General features: G+C 59.3%; 14 protein-coding genes. 7 read left to right on the top strand and 7 right to left on the bottom strand.

Annotated features, from left to right (window positions below; genetic code table 11):
* Window positions 1-69 precede the first annotated feature (69 nt).
* From WA845_RS04430 to mepA, 3 genes are all read right to left on the bottom strand, one after another.
* Window positions 70-1,092 (bottom strand): glucokinase, encoded by a 1,023-nt coding sequence (locus tag WA845_RS04430; RefSeq protein ID WP_035206560.1) that lies wholly within the window; start codon window positions 1,090-1,092, stop codon window positions 70-72.
* Between the two features lie 22 nt (window positions 1,093-1,114).
* The gene (locus WA845_RS04425) at window positions 1,115-1,498 is read right to left on the bottom strand and encodes a methylglyoxal synthase (protein WP_004439265.1); all 384 of its coding nucleotides are present in this window, start codon (window positions 1,496-1,498) and stop codon (window positions 1,115-1,117) included.
* 99 nt (window positions 1,499-1,597) lie between these two features.
* Complete coding sequence (mepA, locus tag WA845_RS04420; RefSeq protein ID WP_112556050.1) at window positions 1,598-2,653, bottom strand: penicillin-insensitive murein endopeptidase; 1,056 nt, start codon at window positions 2,651-2,653, stop codon at window positions 1,598-1,600.
* Window positions 2,654-2,852: 199 nt separating this feature from the next.
* On the opposite strand from mepA, the gene WA845_RS04415 reads away from it, so the two are divergent.
* The 7 genes from WA845_RS04415 to WA845_RS04385 all read left to right on the top strand — a co-directional run bounded on the left by WA845_RS04415 (window position 2,853) and on the right by WA845_RS04385 (window position 12,910).
* The gene (locus tag WA845_RS04415) at window positions 2,853-4,697 is read left to right on the top strand and encodes an extracellular solute-binding protein (RefSeq protein ID WP_037089489.1); all 1,845 of its coding nucleotides are present in this window, start codon (window positions 2,853-2,855) and stop codon (window positions 4,695-4,697) included.
* 142 nt (window positions 4,698-4,839) lie between these two features.
* Complete coding sequence (locus tag WA845_RS04410; RefSeq protein ID WP_004439268.1) at window positions 4,840-5,934, top strand: microcin C ABC transporter permease YejB; 1,095 nt, start codon at window positions 4,840-4,842, stop codon at window positions 5,932-5,934.
* Window positions 5,934-7,079 carry an ABC transporter permease subunit gene (locus WA845_RS04405; protein WP_112556046.1) on the top strand — a complete coding sequence of 382 codons (1,146 nt, stop codon included), beginning with the start codon at window positions 5,934-5,936 and terminating at the stop codon, window positions 7,077-7,079. Before WA845_RS04410 ends, WA845_RS04405 begins: the two co-directional genes overlap by 1 nt.
* 5 nt (window positions 7,080-7,084) lie before the next feature.
* Window positions 7,085-8,725 (top strand): ABC transporter ATP-binding protein, encoded by a 1,641-nt coding sequence (locus WA845_RS04400; RefSeq protein WP_045533224.1) that lies wholly within the window; start codon window positions 7,085-7,087, stop codon window positions 8,723-8,725.
* 100 nt (window positions 8,726-8,825) lie between these two features.
* Window positions 8,826-10,073, top strand: a complete 1,248-nt coding sequence (locus tag WA845_RS04395; RefSeq protein WP_112556180.1) for an FAD-dependent oxidoreductase — start codon at window positions 8,826-8,828, stop codon at window positions 10,071-10,073.
* A 172-nt stretch (window positions 10,074-10,245) separates the two neighbouring features.
* Window positions 10,246-11,607: a glutamine synthetase family protein gene (locus tag WA845_RS04390; RefSeq protein ID WP_004439273.1), complete on the top strand. Its 1,362-nt coding sequence runs from the start codon at window positions 10,246-10,248 to the stop codon at window positions 11,605-11,607.
* A 1-nt stretch (window position 11,608) separates the two neighbouring features.
* Window positions 11,609-12,910: an NAD(P)/FAD-dependent oxidoreductase gene (locus tag WA845_RS04385; protein WP_037089485.1), complete on the top strand. Its 1,302-nt coding sequence runs from the start codon at window positions 11,609-11,611 to the stop codon at window positions 12,908-12,910.
* Here WA845_RS04385 and WA845_RS04380 read toward each other — a convergent pair.
* The 4 genes from WA845_RS04380 to WA845_RS04365 form a co-directional block, all read right to left on the bottom strand.
* A complete protein-coding gene (locus WA845_RS04380) occupies window positions 12,907-13,395 on the bottom strand; it encodes a gluconokinase (protein ID WP_034496349.1) in 489 nt (162 codons plus the stop codon). The genes WA845_RS04385 and WA845_RS04380 overlap by 4 nt on opposite strands.
* A 107-nt stretch (window positions 13,396-13,502) precedes the next feature.
* A complete protein-coding gene (locus tag WA845_RS04375; protein ID WP_072493827.1) occupies window positions 13,503-14,243 on the bottom strand; it encodes an ABC transporter permease in 741 nt (246 codons plus the stop codon).
* Entirely contained in the window at window positions 14,240-15,178 is a 939-nt protein-coding gene (locus WA845_RS04370) for an ATP-binding cassette domain-containing protein (RefSeq protein ID WP_112556044.1), read from the bottom strand. Before WA845_RS04370 ends, WA845_RS04375 begins: the two co-directional genes overlap by 4 nt.
* Complete coding sequence (locus WA845_RS04365) at window positions 15,175-16,341, bottom strand: ABC transporter permease subunit (protein ID WP_162719262.1); 1,167 nt, start codon at window positions 16,339-16,341, stop codon at window positions 15,175-15,177. Before WA845_RS04365 ends, WA845_RS04370 begins: the two co-directional genes overlap by 4 nt.
* Between the last annotated feature and the right edge of the window lie 69 nt (window positions 16,342-16,410).

Below are 16,410 nucleotides of genomic sequence, written 5' to 3'. Positions count from 1 at the left end.
TGTGTTCCGCATTGACGTTAAAGACCGTCCGCCCGCTTCGCAAGCATCACGTCGGAACGGTTCGGGCGATCAGACCCTCCAGCGCCGCCCGTCCAGCGCCAGGCCGAAATCGGAAGGCGTTCTCGCATAGGTGGCGAGGCCGGAAAGGGCCGCCTGCGGGTGGGTGACGACGAAAGTGGGGATGGTCCGCATCAGCGCGCTGTGCGGCGCCTTGTCTTCAAAGGCGGTCCGGAATTCCGGGCTCTTGAGCGCCGGAATGATCTTCTGCGAAATGCCGCCCGCGAGATAAACGCCGCCCTTGGCCATGAAGATTAGCGCGAGGTCGCCCGCCACGCGGCCGAGATAGGTGCTGAAAAGCGAAAGCGTTTCTTTGGCCTGTGCATTCTCACCCGTGAGCCCCTGCGCGGTAATATCGGCCGGATCGGAAAAGACGGCTTCGATGCCATCGGCCTTGCAGACGGCGCGGTAAAGATTGACCAGCCCGCGCCCGCACAGAATCTGTTCGCCAGCGACGCGACCTTCGATGGTTTCGATATGCGGGAAAACCGCGTAGTCACGCGCGCTTCTCGGGCCGATATCGATATGGCCGCCTTCGCCCGGAACCGGAAACCACATATGGCGCGCATAAACCAGGCCGGCCACACCAAGTCCCGTGCCCGGTCCAAGAACGACGCGAGAGGCCAGCACGTCTTTTTTGCCGGAGCCGATGGCGTCGCGGTTGTTGTCATCCAGAGCCGCAATCGCGAGCGCCTGCGCCTCGAAGTCATTGATGACGATGACGTCCTTCAGGCCGAGATTGGCGAGCATTCCCTTCGGCTTGACGACCCAATGGCAGTTGGTGAGCGGTATCTCGTCACCTTCGATCGGGCCGGCAATGGCAAGAATGGTCGAGACGGGCTGAAGCGAGGTCTTGTCCAGAACAGCCTGCTGGATGGCGTCGTCAATAGTTGGGTATTCCGCCGTCTTTACCGTTGTAAGGTGCACGGGCTCCGCAAAGGAATCGATCAGGATGGAAAAGCGGGCATTGGTGCCGCCGATGTCGCCAAGAAGGATTGGAAAGGACAGATATTCGGTATCGGACGTCTTCGGCATTGCCTGTTCCATGGTGGGAGGGTCAGTTGGCGACGTGGAAGTCGATGAGATTTTCTGCGGTGGCGCGGTTGAGCGCCATGGGAATATCATAGACCGTGGCAAGCCTCGTCAAAGCCTTCACGTCGACATCATGCGGCATTGCCGTCAGTGGATCGGTAAAGAAGATCAGCATGTCCACTTGGCCAGTGGCGATCATCGCGCCGATCTGCTGGTCGCCGCCGAGAGGGCCGCTTTTGAGGCGAATGACTTCAAGCCCGGGGCAGGCTTCCTGCACCCGTCCACCGGTGGTGCCGGTTGCGACAATCTTGAAATTGGCAAGCGCCTTCTGGTGATGACGGGCGAAATCCGCCATATCGTCCTTTTTCTCGTCGTGAGCGATGAGCGCGATACAGCGTTGTCCTTCCATGGTCCCAGCCCGTCCCCGTAGAATTAAATCGATTTGAAGCCTTCTATAACAGCTTGCCGCCATTTGAAAAGGGAAGCTGTTGAATGCCTCATTTCTGTTTCAGTTCAATGTCGGGCGCTGGGTCGGAAGTGGAATATCCGAAGGCGGCTGCAGGGCGGGGGCCGCCTGAATGACCTGTTCCACGCTTTGCTGGCGCACGGCCTGGGTCGGCGAAGTTGAATAAGCCTGGGCTGCAATCCCCTCGGGGTTGGCGGAAGGAGCGGCGGCCACGGCGGCGCAGGCAGCGGGCAGGTCGGAAACCATGACGGGACGCGGTTTCACCGGCTTGGCATTGGGGTCCTTTTTCGGCGGCGCCCATGGCTCCTTGGTGAACCACCAGGCAAGAGACTTGTCGCAGCCATCGCCCTTGCCGACGGCGGCCTGCGGCTTGCAGTTCGGCGCGCCGGGCGGGCATTCGAGACGGATGTGGAAATGCTCGTCATGGCCGTAGATCGGCCTGATCTTGCCCATGAAGGTGCGATCGCCGGTCCAGGTCTGGCAGAGCTTCTGCTTGATCGCCGGGTTGACGAAAACACGCTCCACCTGCGGGTAACTTGCCGCCATCATCACCAGCCGTGCATTCAGCGGCGACCACTTGCGGTCGTCAACCGTCAGAAACTTGCTCTTGTCCAGCATGGAGATGAAGGGCACCGTTTCGCGCTGTTCGACAGTGAGCCGAGGCGTGGGCATGGGCCGCCACCAGACATCTACATCGAGGCCGATCTGGTGCGAGGCATGGCCTGTCAGCATCGGACCGCCGCGCGGCTGGGAAATGTCGCCGAGCAGCAGGCCCGGCCAGCCGATTTTCTGGGCGTCCTGCGAAAATTGCTCAAGGAAGGAAATCAACTGCGGCTGGCCCCAGCGCCGGTTGCGCGAAAGGCGCATGGCCTGCCAGCCGGGACCATCCGTTGGCATGGCGACTGCGCCGGACTGGCAACCTTTGGCATAGGAGCCGATCGGCTGCGATGCGGCGGCGGAAGGCAGCGCCATGTGGCCGAACACTTCTTTTGCGGGCCTGTCTTCGGCCGATGCGGTTTCGATCTGCAACTGCAGCGACGAGACGACCGACATCGCCAGCATCGTCGCCTTGAAAATTCTCGATGATCCCGCCCTCATATAGCCGTGCCCGTCCGATCAGTTGATTCTCTTGCCCCTAGAATAAACTGGAACGGGATTTTGTTAAAACCATGTTTCGCTTGGCCCTTCAGGGCGGGATAACGACGCTGATAAAGAGCTTGTGAGACAGCGCATCTGTTTTTTGCCAATGTTTCTTTTATGCTCTCCGCAACAGGCACAAAACAGGGACATTGACCCGATGATATTGGCACCACTGAAATCCCGACTTCTTATCGCCCTTATGGCGTCCGCCCTTCTGATGCCGGCGGCGGCTTCCGCCCAGTCGGGCGATGTCTGGCGAAAGGGGATTTCGACGGTCGGGGAGCTGAAGCATCCCGATGGATTTGACCATTTCGATTATGTAAACACCAATGCACCAAAAGGCGGCACGTTGCGCCTCTCCACATCGGGCACCTTCGATACGCTGAACCCGCTGCTGGCGAAGGGCGAGGCGGCGACGGGCCTTTCGCTCGTCTTCGATACGCTGATGAAGTCAACGGAAGAGGAACTGTCGGCCTCCTATGGTTTGCTGGCGGAAGGCGTCAGCTATCCCGACGATATCTCCAAAGCGACGTTCCGCCTGCGTCAGGAGGCCAAGTGGGCGGATGGTAAGCCTGTGACGCCTGAGGATGTCGTGTTCAGCTTCGAAAAGGCCAAGGACCTGAGCCCGCAGCTTGCGACCTATTACACCCACGTCACCAAGGCGGAGGTGAGCGGTGACAGGGACATCACCTTCACCTTCGATGAAAAGAACAATCGCGAGCTGCCGCAGATCGTCGGTCAATTACTGATCGTTCCCAAGCACTGGTGGGAGGGCACCGGCCCGGACGGCAAACCGCGTGACATATCGCGCGGCACGCTGGAGCCTGTGATGGGTTCCGGCCCCTACAAGATCGCTGCCGTCGCCCCCGGATCGACCATCACTTATGAACGCCGTGACGATTATTGGGGCAAGGACGTCAACGTAAATGTCGGGATGAACAACTTTAAAACCATCGCCTACACCTTTTTTGCCGATCAGGACGTGGAATTTCAGGCGTTTAAATCGGGCACGATCGATTTCGCGCGGGAGGCTTCCTCCAGCCGCTGGGTCACGGGTTATGATTTTCCCGCTGTCAAAGACGGTCGGGTGAAGAAGGAGGAGCTGCCGAACATCTACCGTTCCGTCGGCATCATGCAGGCCTTTGTGCCGAACATGCGGCGGGAAAAGTTCCAGAACCCGAAACTGCGCAAGGCGCTGAACTATGCTTTCGATTTTGAGGAACTCAACCGCACGCTGGCTTACGGTCAGTTCCAGCGTATCAACAGCTTCTTCATGGGCAGCGAACTGGCTTCGTCAGGCCTGCCAACGGGTCGCGAACTGGAACTGCTTCAGGAGCTCAAGGATCAGGTTCCACCTGAGGTCTTCACGACGGAATACAAGAATCCCGTGGCGGGCGATCCGGCCAAGCAACGCGACAATCTGCGCGAAGCCGTCAGGCTGATGAAGGAGGCGGGATATGAACTGCGCGGCAATCGCATGGTCAATGCGAAAACCGGCCAGCAACTCGATATGGAATTCCTGATTGATTCCGCCGGCATGGAACGAACGATACTTCCTTATGTCCAAAGTCTGAAGAAAATCGGCATCAACGCGACCATCCGCACAGTCGATGCCTCGCAATTCACCAACCGCACCCGCAGCTTCGATTACGACATTATCGTCAAGCTCTGGGCGACGTCGGCCAATCCGGGTAACGAGCAAGCCGATTACTGGGGTTCGGCGGCTGCTGATCGTCAGGGATCGAACAACCTCGCCGGCATCAAGAACCCGGCCGTCGATGCTTTGGTGCGCAAAGTCATTTTTGCGCCCAATCGCGATGAGCAGGTCGCTGCTGCCCGGGCGCTCGACCGGGTGCTGCTCGCCAACAGCTATGTCATTCCGCAATTCTACCGCGGCGAGCTGTTCATCGCCTATTGGAACACGATTATCCGCCCGGAAAACCTGCCCGAATATGGCATCGGTTTTCCTGAAGCCTGGTGGTCCAGCCAGGCCGGAAAATGACGCCGGCCTTGCTTTCGCGATCAAGGCTTGATTCACATAGGCCGAGACGAATCGCTTGAAATGCGCGTGACGCCGCTTTGAGGAAAGGACCGGGCTTGACCGAGACGAAAATCGCTGACCGAACGGCTGGGGGAAGAGGCTGATGGGCGCCTATATCCTCAGACGTCTGGCGCTGATGATCCCGACCATCATCGGCATCATGGGCATTTCGTTTCTTGTCATCCAGTTCGCCCCGGGTGGGCCGGTGGAACAGGTCGTCGCGCAGCTGACGGGTCAGGGCGACAGCGCCTCCGACCGGCTCTCGGGCGGCGGCGATCTCATGGGGCAATCAGGCGGCTTCGATGAAAGCGGTTCGAAATATCGCGGTGCACAGGGGCTCGATCCGGAGCTGATCAAGAAGCTCGAAAAGCAGTTCGGTTTTGACAAACCGCCGCTCACCCGGTTCCTTGAAATGATGTGGAATTACATTCGCTTCGACTTCGGCGACAGCTTCTTCCGCAATTCGTCGGTCATCGATCTCATCATTGACAAGCTGCCGGTCTCGGCCTCGCTCGGTTTCTGGATTCTGATCATATCCTATGTGATTTCCATTCCGCTCGGCATCAAGAAGGCCGTTTCCGATGGCTCGACCTTCGATGTCTGGACCTCAGGCATCATCATCATCGGTTATGCGGTGCCGAGTTTCCTGTTCGGCATCCTGCTCATCGTGCTTTTCGCCGGCGGATCGTTTTTCGACTGGTTTCCGCTGCGGGGCTTGGTGTCTGATAATTTCGACCAGCTGAACTGGTGGCAGAAGATCATTGACTATTTCTGGCATCTTACCCTGCCATTGATCGCTCTGTCGCTCTCCGCCTTTGCGACAACGACGCTTTTGACCAAAAATTCCTTCATCGACGAGATCAAGAAGCAATATGTCATTACTGCCCGCGCCAAGGGTCTCACCGAGCGCAAGGTCCTTTATGGGCATGTTTTCCGCAACGCGATGCTGATCGTGATCGCCGGTTTTCCGGGTGCTTTCATCTCGGCCTTTTTCACAGGCTCACTGCTCATCGAGAATATCTTCTCGCTGGATGGTCTCGGCCGCCTCGGTTATCTCTCGGTCGTCAACCGTGATTACCCGATCGTCTTCGGCACACTGTTCATCTTCTCGCTGATGGGCCTCGTCGTTGGCCTCCTCTCTGACCTCATCTACACATGGATCGATCCGCGTATCGACTTCGAGCGGAGGGACGTGTGATGTCGCTCGCTCATCCTGCAGGAACCGAGACGCTGGTAAATCCCAAGCGCCCGTGGTTTTCGCCGACGACCAAGCGCCGCTGGCAGAATTTCAAGGCAAACCGCCGTGGATACTGGTCATTCTGGCTGTTCCTGATCCTGTTTTTCCTGAGCCTGATGGCGGAATTCATCGCCAATGACAAACCCATCCTCGCCTCCTACAAGGGCGAGCTGCTGGTGCCGGTCATGGTGGATTATCCGGAGGAGAAATTCGGCGGGTTCCTGGCCCAGACCGACTACAAATCCTCTTTCATTCAGGACGAGATCAACGCCAATGGCTGGATGATCTGGCCGCCGATCCGTTACTCCTACCAGACGGTCAATTCCAATATTCCGCATTCCGCGCCCACGGCACCTTTCTGGCTGATGGATAAAAAGGAGCGCTGCTCGGCCTATCCGCAGGGTGATGCCGATCCCGGCTGCACGCTTGGCAATCTGGACTGGCTCGGCACCGACAATCAGGCCCGCGACGTCACGGCGCGGATGATCTACGGCTTCCGCATCTCTGTGCTGTTCGGCCTGACGCTGACCATTGCTTCCGCCATTGTCGGCGTCACCGCCGGCGCCATTCAGGGCTATTTCGGCGGCTGGACGGACCTGCTTTTGCAGCGTTTCATCGAAATCTGGTCGTCCATGCCGGTGCTCTACATCCTGCTCATCATTGCGGCCATTCTGCCGCCCGGCTTCTTCGTGTTGCTTGGGATCATGCTGCTGTTTTCATGGGTCGGCTTCGTCGGCATTGTTCGCGCCGAATTCCTGCGGGCCAGAAACTTTGAATATGTCCGTGCCGCCCGCGCACTTGGCGTCGGCAACTGGACGATCATGTTCAGACACCTTCTGCCCAATGCCATGGTGGCGACGCTGACCTTCCTGCCCTTCATTCTCTCAGGGTCGATCACGACACTCACCTCGCTCGATTTTCTCGGTTTCGGCATGCCGCCGGGATCGCCGTCGCTGGGCGAGATGATTGCGCAGGGCAAGAACAACCTTCAGGCGCCCTGGCTCGGTCTCACAGCCTTCTTCACGATGTCCATCATGCTGTCGCTCCTTATTTTCATCGGCGAGGCCGTTCGCGACGCCTTCGATCCACGCAAGACGTTCCGGTGATCGCCATGACGGAAACAAATATCCAGCCGCTGCTCTCCGTTCGTGATCTCTCTGTCGCCTTCCACCAGGGCGGCGCGACAAGTGTTGCAGTCGATCACGTGTCTTTTGATCTGATGTCGGGCGAAGTCGTTGCCCTTGTCGGCGAATCCGGCTCTGGCAAGTCGGTGACGGCCAATTCCATCTTGAAACTGCTGCCCTATCCGGCAGCAAGCCACCCCTCGGGACAAATCCTGTTCGATGGTAAGGACATGCTGACATTGCCGGAGCGCTCGCTACGTGCGGTGCGCGGCAACGACATCACCATGATCTTCCAGGAGCCGATGACCTCGCTCAATCCGCTTCACACCATCGAGCGACAGATCGGAGAGATTCTTGAGCTGCATCAGGCAATCACGGGGAGCGAGGCGCGTGAACGCACACTGGAGCTTCTGCGCCAGGTCGGTATCCGTGAACCGGAAAAACGCCTGAAAGCCTATCCGCACGAATTGTCCGGCGGCCAGCGACAGCGTGTGATGATCGCCATGGCGCTGGCAAACCGGCCGAAACTGCTGATTGCCGACGAGCCGACGACGGCGTTGGACGTGACGGTTCAGGCCCAGATTCTTGAACTCCTCGGTGATCTGAAAAAGCAACACGGCATGTCCATGCTGTTCATCACCCATGACCTCGGCATCGTCCGTAAATTTGCCGACCGCGTCTGCGTCATGACGAAGGGGAAGATCGTAGAAACCGGAACCGTCGAACAGGTTTTCAACGATCCGCAGCATGCCTATACACGCCACCTGCTGGCGGCGGAGCCCAAGGGCGAGCCGCCGGTTTCCGACAGCAGTAAGCCTGTGGTCATGCAGGGCGACGATATCAAGGTCTGGTTTCCCATCAAGGCGGGGCTGATGCGTCGCGTTGTCGACCATGTTAAGGCGGTGGACGGTATCGATATCACGCTGCGTGCCGGCCAGACGGTGGGTGTGGTCGGGGAATCCGGGTCCGGAAAGACAACCCTTGGTCTCGCGCTCTCCAGGTTGATCGCATCTGAAGGACGTATCAGCTTCATCGGCCAGTCGATCGACCACTATTCCTATGAGATGATGAAGCCGCTCAGGAACCGGCTGCAGGTCGTGTTTCAGGACCCCTATGGTTCACTCAGCCCGCGCATGTCGGTGGGTGAGATCGTCGCCGAGGGCTTGAAGGTGCATGAGCGGTCGCTGTCTGCCGACGAACGCGATACGCGCGTCGCCACCGCGCTGGAAGAGGTCGGTCTCGATCCGGCCACCCGCTGGCGATATCCGCATGAATTTTCCGGCGGCCAGCGCCAGCGCATCGCCATTGCCCGTGCCATGGTGCTTAAACCCCGTTTTGTCATGCTGGACGAGCCGACATCGGCACTCGACATGAGTGTGCAGGCGCAGGTGGTCGATCTCTTGCGTGATCTCCAGGCAAAGCATGAGCTCGCTTATCTCTTCATCAGCCACGACCTGAAGGTGGTGAAGGCACTTGCCAACGACCTGATCGTCATGCGTCACGGCAAGGTGGTGGAGAGCGGCCCGGCGGCGGAAATCTTCGCCAGTCCACAGCAGGACTATACCCGGGCGCTCCTGGCGGCTGCCTTCCACATCGAGGCCGTGAAAACGAAGGCGATTAGCCAGTAGGCCTCGTGGTGTTTCTGTTAAGGCAATGATTTTTCTGTTGCTTCGCGAAAAATGCCGACCCATGTTGCTGGGTATGTGACGCAAAGACGGATTGATTGCCATGGCAGCGGATGTGATCGTTTTGGGGGCGGGGATCATCGGGGTTTCCACCGCCTTGCAGCTGGCCCGCAGGGGCAGGTCGGTGGTGCTGGTCGACCGGCGCGGACCGGGTGAGGAAACCTCTTTCGGCAATGCCGGGCTGATCCAGAGAGAAGGTGTGGTGCCCTATGCCTTTCCGCAGGATCTCGCCCTGCTGCTGCGCTATTCCCTGAATAACAGCATCGATGCCCGTTATCATCTCTCAGCTCTGCCCAAGATCGCGCCTTTTCTGGGCCGCTACTGGTATAATTCCGCAGCCGCGCGCCATGCGGCAATTGCCCGGGCCTATGCACCGCTGATCGAGCATTCGGTATCCGAGCACAACATCCTGATCGAGGAGGCCAAAGCCGGTGACCTGATCGTCAAGAATGGCTGGATGGAAGCCTACCGGACAACCGCACGGCGGGACGCTGATTTTGCCTTTGCCGAACGTCTGGCGCGAGACCATGGCATTTCCCATACGAAACTCGACGCTGAGGAACTTGCCGCTGCCGAACCGCATCTGAGCCATGATTTCGTCGGCGGCCTGAAATGGAACGATCCCTGGTCGGTGCTCGATCCGCATGCGCTGACGCTCGCTTATGTCCGGCTGTTCGAGAGCCTCGGTGGACGAGTGTCAAGGGGCGATGCGTCCACCCTCAGTCAGACGGCAAGCGGTTGGACGGTGCGCACCGAAACCGGCGCAGTCGAGGCCGAACATGCCGTCGTGGCACTAGGCCCCTGGGCGGATACCGTCACCGAGCGACTGGGCTACCGTTTTCCGCTCGGCGTGAAGCGCGGTTATCACATGCATTACGCGCCGCAGGAAGGCGCTAAGCTCAATAACTGGCTGATCGATGCCGAGCGGGGATATTTCCTTGCGCCGATGCGAAAAGGTATCCGGCTGACGACGGGTGCGGAATTTGCCGAACGCGATGCGCCGAAATCGCCCGTGCAGATTGAACGGGCGGAGCAGGTGGCGCGGACCGTCTTTCCTCTTGGCGGCCGGCTGGACGCGGAACCGTGGATGGGTGCCCGGCCCTGCACGCCGGATATGATGCCGATAATCGGCAAGGCGCCACGTCACCGGACTTTATGGTTTGCCTTCGGCCACGCCCATCACGGGCTGACGCTCGGGCCCATTACCGGTCGTGTTCTGGCTGAAACGATACTGGGCGAAACGCCTGTTATCGCGATTGACGCGTATCGCCCGGGAAGGTTCAATCCCTGAGAACGAAATCCGCTGGCCTTCTGTGAGCGGGCCACGTAACATGGTCCCATGCAAAGGGGAAAAGGGGCAGACGTCATCATGGTGGCGAGGTTTCTCATCTATCAGCAGCAGGATGATTTTCGCTAGCGAAGATTGCTGCGCATGATCAGAGATGGAAACGGCTTGCTGGTGCATGATGGATGATATTGAAAACGCAAAGAAATTTTTCGTCGATAACCCCGATATCGAAATACTCGAAGCCTTTGTCATAGATGCCAACGGCGTGCCGCGCGGCAAATGGATTCCGCGCGAACGGGCAATCGACGTGCTTGAAAAGGGGATGGCCATTCCCCGTTCCGTTTATGCGCTGGATATCTGGGGCCGTGATGTCCACGCTGCGGGCCTCGCGGAGGGCACGGGTGATCCGGACGGCTTCTGCTTTCCCGTTCCCGGTACGCTGTCGCGGGTGACATGGCTTGGCCGGCCGACGGCGCAGGTTTTGCTCGCCATGAAGAATCCGGATGGAACCGGTTTTTACGGCGATCCGCGCCATGTTCTGGCGCAGGTTCTCAATGCATATAAAAAAGCGGGTTTGACCCCTGTCGTGGCCACTGAACTCGAGTTTTACCTGATCGATCCCGTTCGTTCGGCGCTCGATCCCGTGCGTCCGCCGCACAGCCGCGAGGGCCGGTGGCATACGGGCCAGACGCAGGTCCTGTCGATTTCAGAGTTGCAGGATTTCGAAGATGTTTTCCACGACATCGCGACAGCGTGCCGCGCGCAGGGCGTGCTTGCCGATACGACGCTGCGGGAAAATGGTCCCGGCCAATATGAGATCAACCTCAATCACGTGCCTGACGCGTTGCAGGCTGCCGATTTTGCCGTTTTTCTAAAGCGTATCGTTAAAGGAGTGGCGCGTCGGCATGACCTCGACGCCACCTTCATGGCCAAGCCCTATGGGCTTCAGGCAGGCAATGGCATGCATGTGCATTTCTCCGTTCTCGACAGGGATGGCAGGAATATCTACGCGGGAGAAAACGGCCCTTCGGATGCGCTGCTCCATTCGGTCGGCGGCCTCCTTGAAAACATGGGAGAGAGCATGGCGATCTTTGCACCTCATGCCAATTCCTATCGCCGTCTCACACCGAGCGAACATGCGCCGACCTACGCCTCCTGGGGTATCGATAACCGCTCAGCAGCGGTGCGCGTCATTGTTGCCAGCAAGGCGGCGACGCGTATCGAACACCGCGTCGCCGGCGCCGACACCAACCCCTATCTGGTTCTCGCGATGATACTGAGCGCCGCGCTCGCCGGCATGAAGGAGAAGCGCCAGCCCGGCGGCGCGATTTCCGGCGACAGTCACGCGATCAACCATGAGCCGCTGCCCACCAACTGGGACTATGCGCTGCAACGCTTCACGCGGTCCAGCTTCGCCTATGCGACGCTTGGCCAGAAATACCGTACGCTGTTTTCCGCCTGCAAACAGCAGGAGCTTTCCGAATTCTCCCTGCGTGTAACCGACGTCGAATATGACGCCTATATCAGGACGGTGTGAAATGGCTGAGGTCACCAACATTCCCAATCCCGGCCACACATCGTCATGGTATGCGGCCTCCGCTAATGTCAAAACCGTGCGGCCGACGCTTGAGGGCGCGCTGGAAGCCGATGTCTGCGTGATCGGCGGCGGTTTCACCGGCATTTCCGCCGCCCTTGAACTCAGTGAACGTGGCTACGCGGTCATTGTGCTGGAAGGCGTGCGGGTCGGCTTCGGCGCGTCGGGGCGCAACGGCGGGCAGATCGTCAACGGTTACAGCCGGGATCTCGAGACCATCGCCGGCCGCTACGGGCATGACAAGGCAGTGAAGCTTGGGGAGATGTCGCTTGAAGGCGGCGCGATCATCCGCAACCGCGTCACCAAATATGCCATCGACTGCGATCTGGTCGACGGCGGTTTCTTCGCCGCCTTCACGTCAAAGCAGATTCGCGAAATGGAGGCACACAAGGCCCATTGGGAAAAACATGGTCATGGCGGCCTGGAAATGGTCTCCGGAGCGGATGTCGGCCGCTACGTGAAGACCGATCGTTACGCCGGTGGCATGATCGATCGTTTCGGTGGCCATATCCATCCTCTTAATCTCGTGCAGGGCGAGGCGGCGGCTGCCGAAAGCCTGGGCGCTCGGATATTCGAAAATTCGCGGGTCATTGCGGTAGAGCAGGGGGAAAACCCCGTCGTGCGGACGGCAACGGGCAGCGTGAGGGCGAAATATGTTCTCGTTTGCGGCAATGCTTATCTCGGCAAATTGCTGCCGGAAATCGGCGAAAGGATGATGCCGGTCTCGAGCCAGGTCATGGCAACGGAGCCCCTTAATGCCGATCTGATTGAGGCGCTTCTGCCCGCCAATTACTGCGTCGAAGATGCCAATTACATTCTCGATTATTACCGTCGCACCTCGGACAACCGTCTGCTTTACGGCGGAGGTATTGGTTATGGCGGCAGCGATCCGGCCGACCTGACAGGCGTGATCCGCCCGAACATGCTGAAGACCTTCCCGCAGCTGGAAAAGATAAAGATTGAGTATGCCTGGAGCGGCAACTTCGCCTTGACCCTGACGCGTATTCCGCACATGGGCAAACTGTCGGACAATATCTACTTTTCCCATGGCGACAGCGGTCACGGGGTAACGACCACGCATCTGCTCGGCAAGATATTGGGCGAGGCCGTCGCAGGCCACGCCGAACGTTTTGATATCTGGAGCTCCTTGCCGAACTATCCCTTCCCGGGTGGCAAGACGTTCCGCGTTCCGCTGACCGTACTTGGCGCCTGGTGGTATGGCCTGAGAGACAGGCTCGGGCTTTAAAACACGACCGTTTTCAAAGCGGAAAGCGCGTTCGAAACGATCTCTTCCGGGGTCGTATCGATGCTGACGGCCACGACGCCGGGCTCTCCCGTCGGTACTTCCAGCGTGGCAAGCTGGGTCTGAAGCAGCGAGAGCGGCATGAAATGACCCTTCCGCTCGCCCATCCGCCGGCTAAGCAGCTCCAGACTGCCATCCAGATAGACGAAAGCCAGCGGGCCGCCTGTGGCCTGGCGGAGGCGGTCGCGATAGATTTTCTTGAGCGCCGAGCAGGAAACGACAACACCGTTGCTTTCGCTGCCTTTGCGAAGTTCCGCGCCGACGAGATCGAGCCAGGGCCAGCGGTCTTCATCAGTAAGGGGAATACCCTCTGACATCTTGTCGACATTGGATTTGGGGTGGAGTTTATCGCCCTCAATAAAGGCAATGCCCAGTTTCTCCGCCAGACCTTCCGCGACCGTGGACTTGCCAGAACCGCTCACTCCCATCACGACGATTGCCTGTGTCACCCGAACCTCTGAAATTTCTGTTTCGACGGTTTGCCCCTACCATGTGCGGCGAATGTCGGGAATATAAAATGTGACGCATCTCAGGGTCATTGCCCGGTTCTGCGGGCCGCGGTCCTTTCCAGGGCGGAAAAGCCGGTGTGTATCAGGATCGCCAGTGCCGCAACGATAAGCCCGCCTTGAAGGATGAAAGCGAGATTGTTGGATTGCAGGCCGGCGATGATAACTTCCCCAAGCGTCCTTGCGGCAACCGTTGAGCCGATGGTGGCGGTGGAAAGGCTGATGACCGCCGAAAGTCGGATCCCGGCGAGGATGGCCGGCAGGGCGAGCGGCAGCTCCACTTTTACGAGCCGTTGCCAGCCGGTCATGCCGCTGCCTCTTGCGGCATCCACCACTGCTGGCGGAAGGGTGGTAAGTCCGGTCAGCGTATTTTCGAAGACGGGCAGCAGGGCATAAAGAAACAGCGCGATCAGAGTGGGTTTTTCGCCAAAACCGATTATCGGCACCGCAAGCGCCAGCACCGCCACGGGGGGAAAGGTCTGGCCGATATTGACGATGCTGCGGGAGAGCGGAAGGAAATCCCTTCCGAAGGGTCGGGTTACGAGAATGGCGAGCGCACCCGCCATCATCGTGGCAAACCCCGTTGCGATAGCAACAGTGGCGAGATGCGAAAGGGTGAGGGAAAGCAGATTGGCCTGCGTGTAGATGGCTGGCGCATTGGCTTGCACAAGGGGGCTGAACAGGGGCGAGAAGCTCTGGGGCGAGGCAAGAAACGCCATCAGCGCCAGCACCAGAAATCCCAGGGCGAAGAAAGAAGCGGCTTTTCTCATCGGTTTCCGGCGGCGCGCTGGAGGAGAACGTCACGCCGCACCAGGCCCGCGGGCTGTCCGCTGTCTTTTATTACTGGCAGGACATCGCGGCCCGCCCATAACATGGCCGAAAGCGCGTCGCGCTGGCTTGTATGTTCGCTTAGCGGCTCGCCCTCGGCGCTTCCCGGCTCAACGACATCGGCAACCGAGAGGACCGAGAGCAGTTTCAGCGCGCGTTCGTTTTCCCCGATCATGGTGCGCACGAAGTCATTCGCGGGTTTCAGCACCAGTTCTGCCGGCGGACAGTCCTGCACGATACGTCCCTTGTCCATGACTGCGATACGATCAGCCAGATGAAAAGCCTCGTCCATGTCGTGCGTGACGAAAACGATGGTCACGCCAAGCTTCTTCTGTATATCGATGAGGTCTTTCTGGGCCTTGGCGCGAATAACCGGATCGAGAGCGCCGAATGGCTCGTCCATCAGGAGAATGTTCGGTTCAGCGGCCAGCGCCCGCGCCACGCCGACACGCTGCTGCTGGCCTCCGGAAAGTTCATGTGGGAAACGCTCGGCATAAAGCGCAGGTTCGAGCTGGAAGAGATGCATCAGCGCATCGATCTTCGCAGCGATGCGTTTGCGGTCCCAGCCGATCAGCTGCGGCACGGTCGCGATATTCTCCGCCACCGTTCGATGCGGAAACAGGCCATGGCCCTGAATGGCATAGCCTATCTGGCGGCGAAGCCTGAATCCGGATATCGCGCTGGCATCTTTTCCGTCTATTCGGATTGCGCCGGAAGTTGGCTCCACCAGCCGGTTTATCATGCGCAGCAGGGTGGTTTTTCCCGACCCCGACGTGCCGACGATGACGGTGACGGTGCGCGGCGCGACCGTCAGGGACACCTGGTCCACAACGGTCGTATCGCCATATCGCTTCGTGATGGTGTCGATCTCGATCATGCCTTTTGCCTTCCGCCTGAGCTGAAGAGATTGCTGTCGATGAGGGCGTCAAGCGTGATTGCTGCCGCAAAGCCGAGGAGAACGGTCGGCACGGTACCCAGCAGCACGAGGTCCATCGCCGTCTGCCCGATGCCCTGGAAGACGAAAACGCCAAAACCACCGCCGCCAATCAGCGCCGCGATCGTCGCGAGCCCGATATTCTGCACCAGCACGATGCGGATGCCGGTGAGGATGACCGGCATGGCCAGCGGAAACTCCACCCGCAGCAGGCTTTGCGTCGAAGTCATCCCGAGTCCGCGCGCCGCCTCCCGGACTGCTCGCGAAACGCCGGAAAGGCCAACCACCGTGTTGGAAACCACCGGTAGCAGCGAATAGAGAAATAGCGCCACGAAGGCGGGCGCCATGCCTATGCCGGCGATGCCGATCTTTGCCGCGCCCGGCACCGTCGCTGCGATCCATCCAAGCGGCGCGATCAGCAAACCGAAAAGAGCGATGGAGGGTATGGTCTGGACGATGTTGAGGGTGTTCAGCACGCCCGCCCGCAGCCGCTCCACCTTGTAGCAGAGGAGGCCGAGCGGAATGCCCACGAGCGTCGCCGCAACGAGCGAGCCGATGGCGAGCTGCACGTGCCGCAGTGCCTCGGTCCAGAATGTGTCGGCTCTCCCGGTATATTCCCTGATGATCGAGAGATCGTTCCAGAGACCGCTTGTCAGCACGGCCGCAAGTGCAGCCGCCGCCAGCAGCAACAGCAAAATCCGAACGACGGGCCTGGGCCTGAGACGGGCTATACAATCCGTAGCAAGCAGAGCCAGCCCGGCAAAAATCAGCCAGAAACCGCTGGCAGGCGAGACGCGGGCAAAACTATTGCCCTCCGGTGTCAGGAAAGAAGCAGCCTGACCGACGAAAACCGCCAGTACTGCAAGCCCGACTAGCGCAATCGTGAGTTTGAGGCGGGCGGAAAAGCGAAAGAACGCGATGAATGCAGCAAGAAGAACGACGGTGGTGATAATGGCGGCAGCCGAAGCCGGGAGGGCTTCGAAAACCGTTCGTGTCTCACCCTGAACGATCCGGTTCGCACGGAATGTCATGAAGGGCGCCACGAGAAGCGCATAGAGAAGCAGGCATGAAATCACCACCCCCACCTTGTCAGGCCATTTCGTCAAATCCCGCTCCCCTGTCTCATCGATCAGGCGAAGGCCGGAAGAACGAATTTTTCCCGACCCGTCGCCCGG

This window comes from Agrobacterium sp. CMT1, from assembly GCF_037203725.1.
Taxonomy (GTDB): domain Bacteria; phylum Pseudomonadota; class Alphaproteobacteria; order Rhizobiales; family Rhizobiaceae; genus Agrobacterium; species Agrobacterium pusense.
This window is presented reverse-complemented; position numbering and strand designations above follow the sequence as displayed.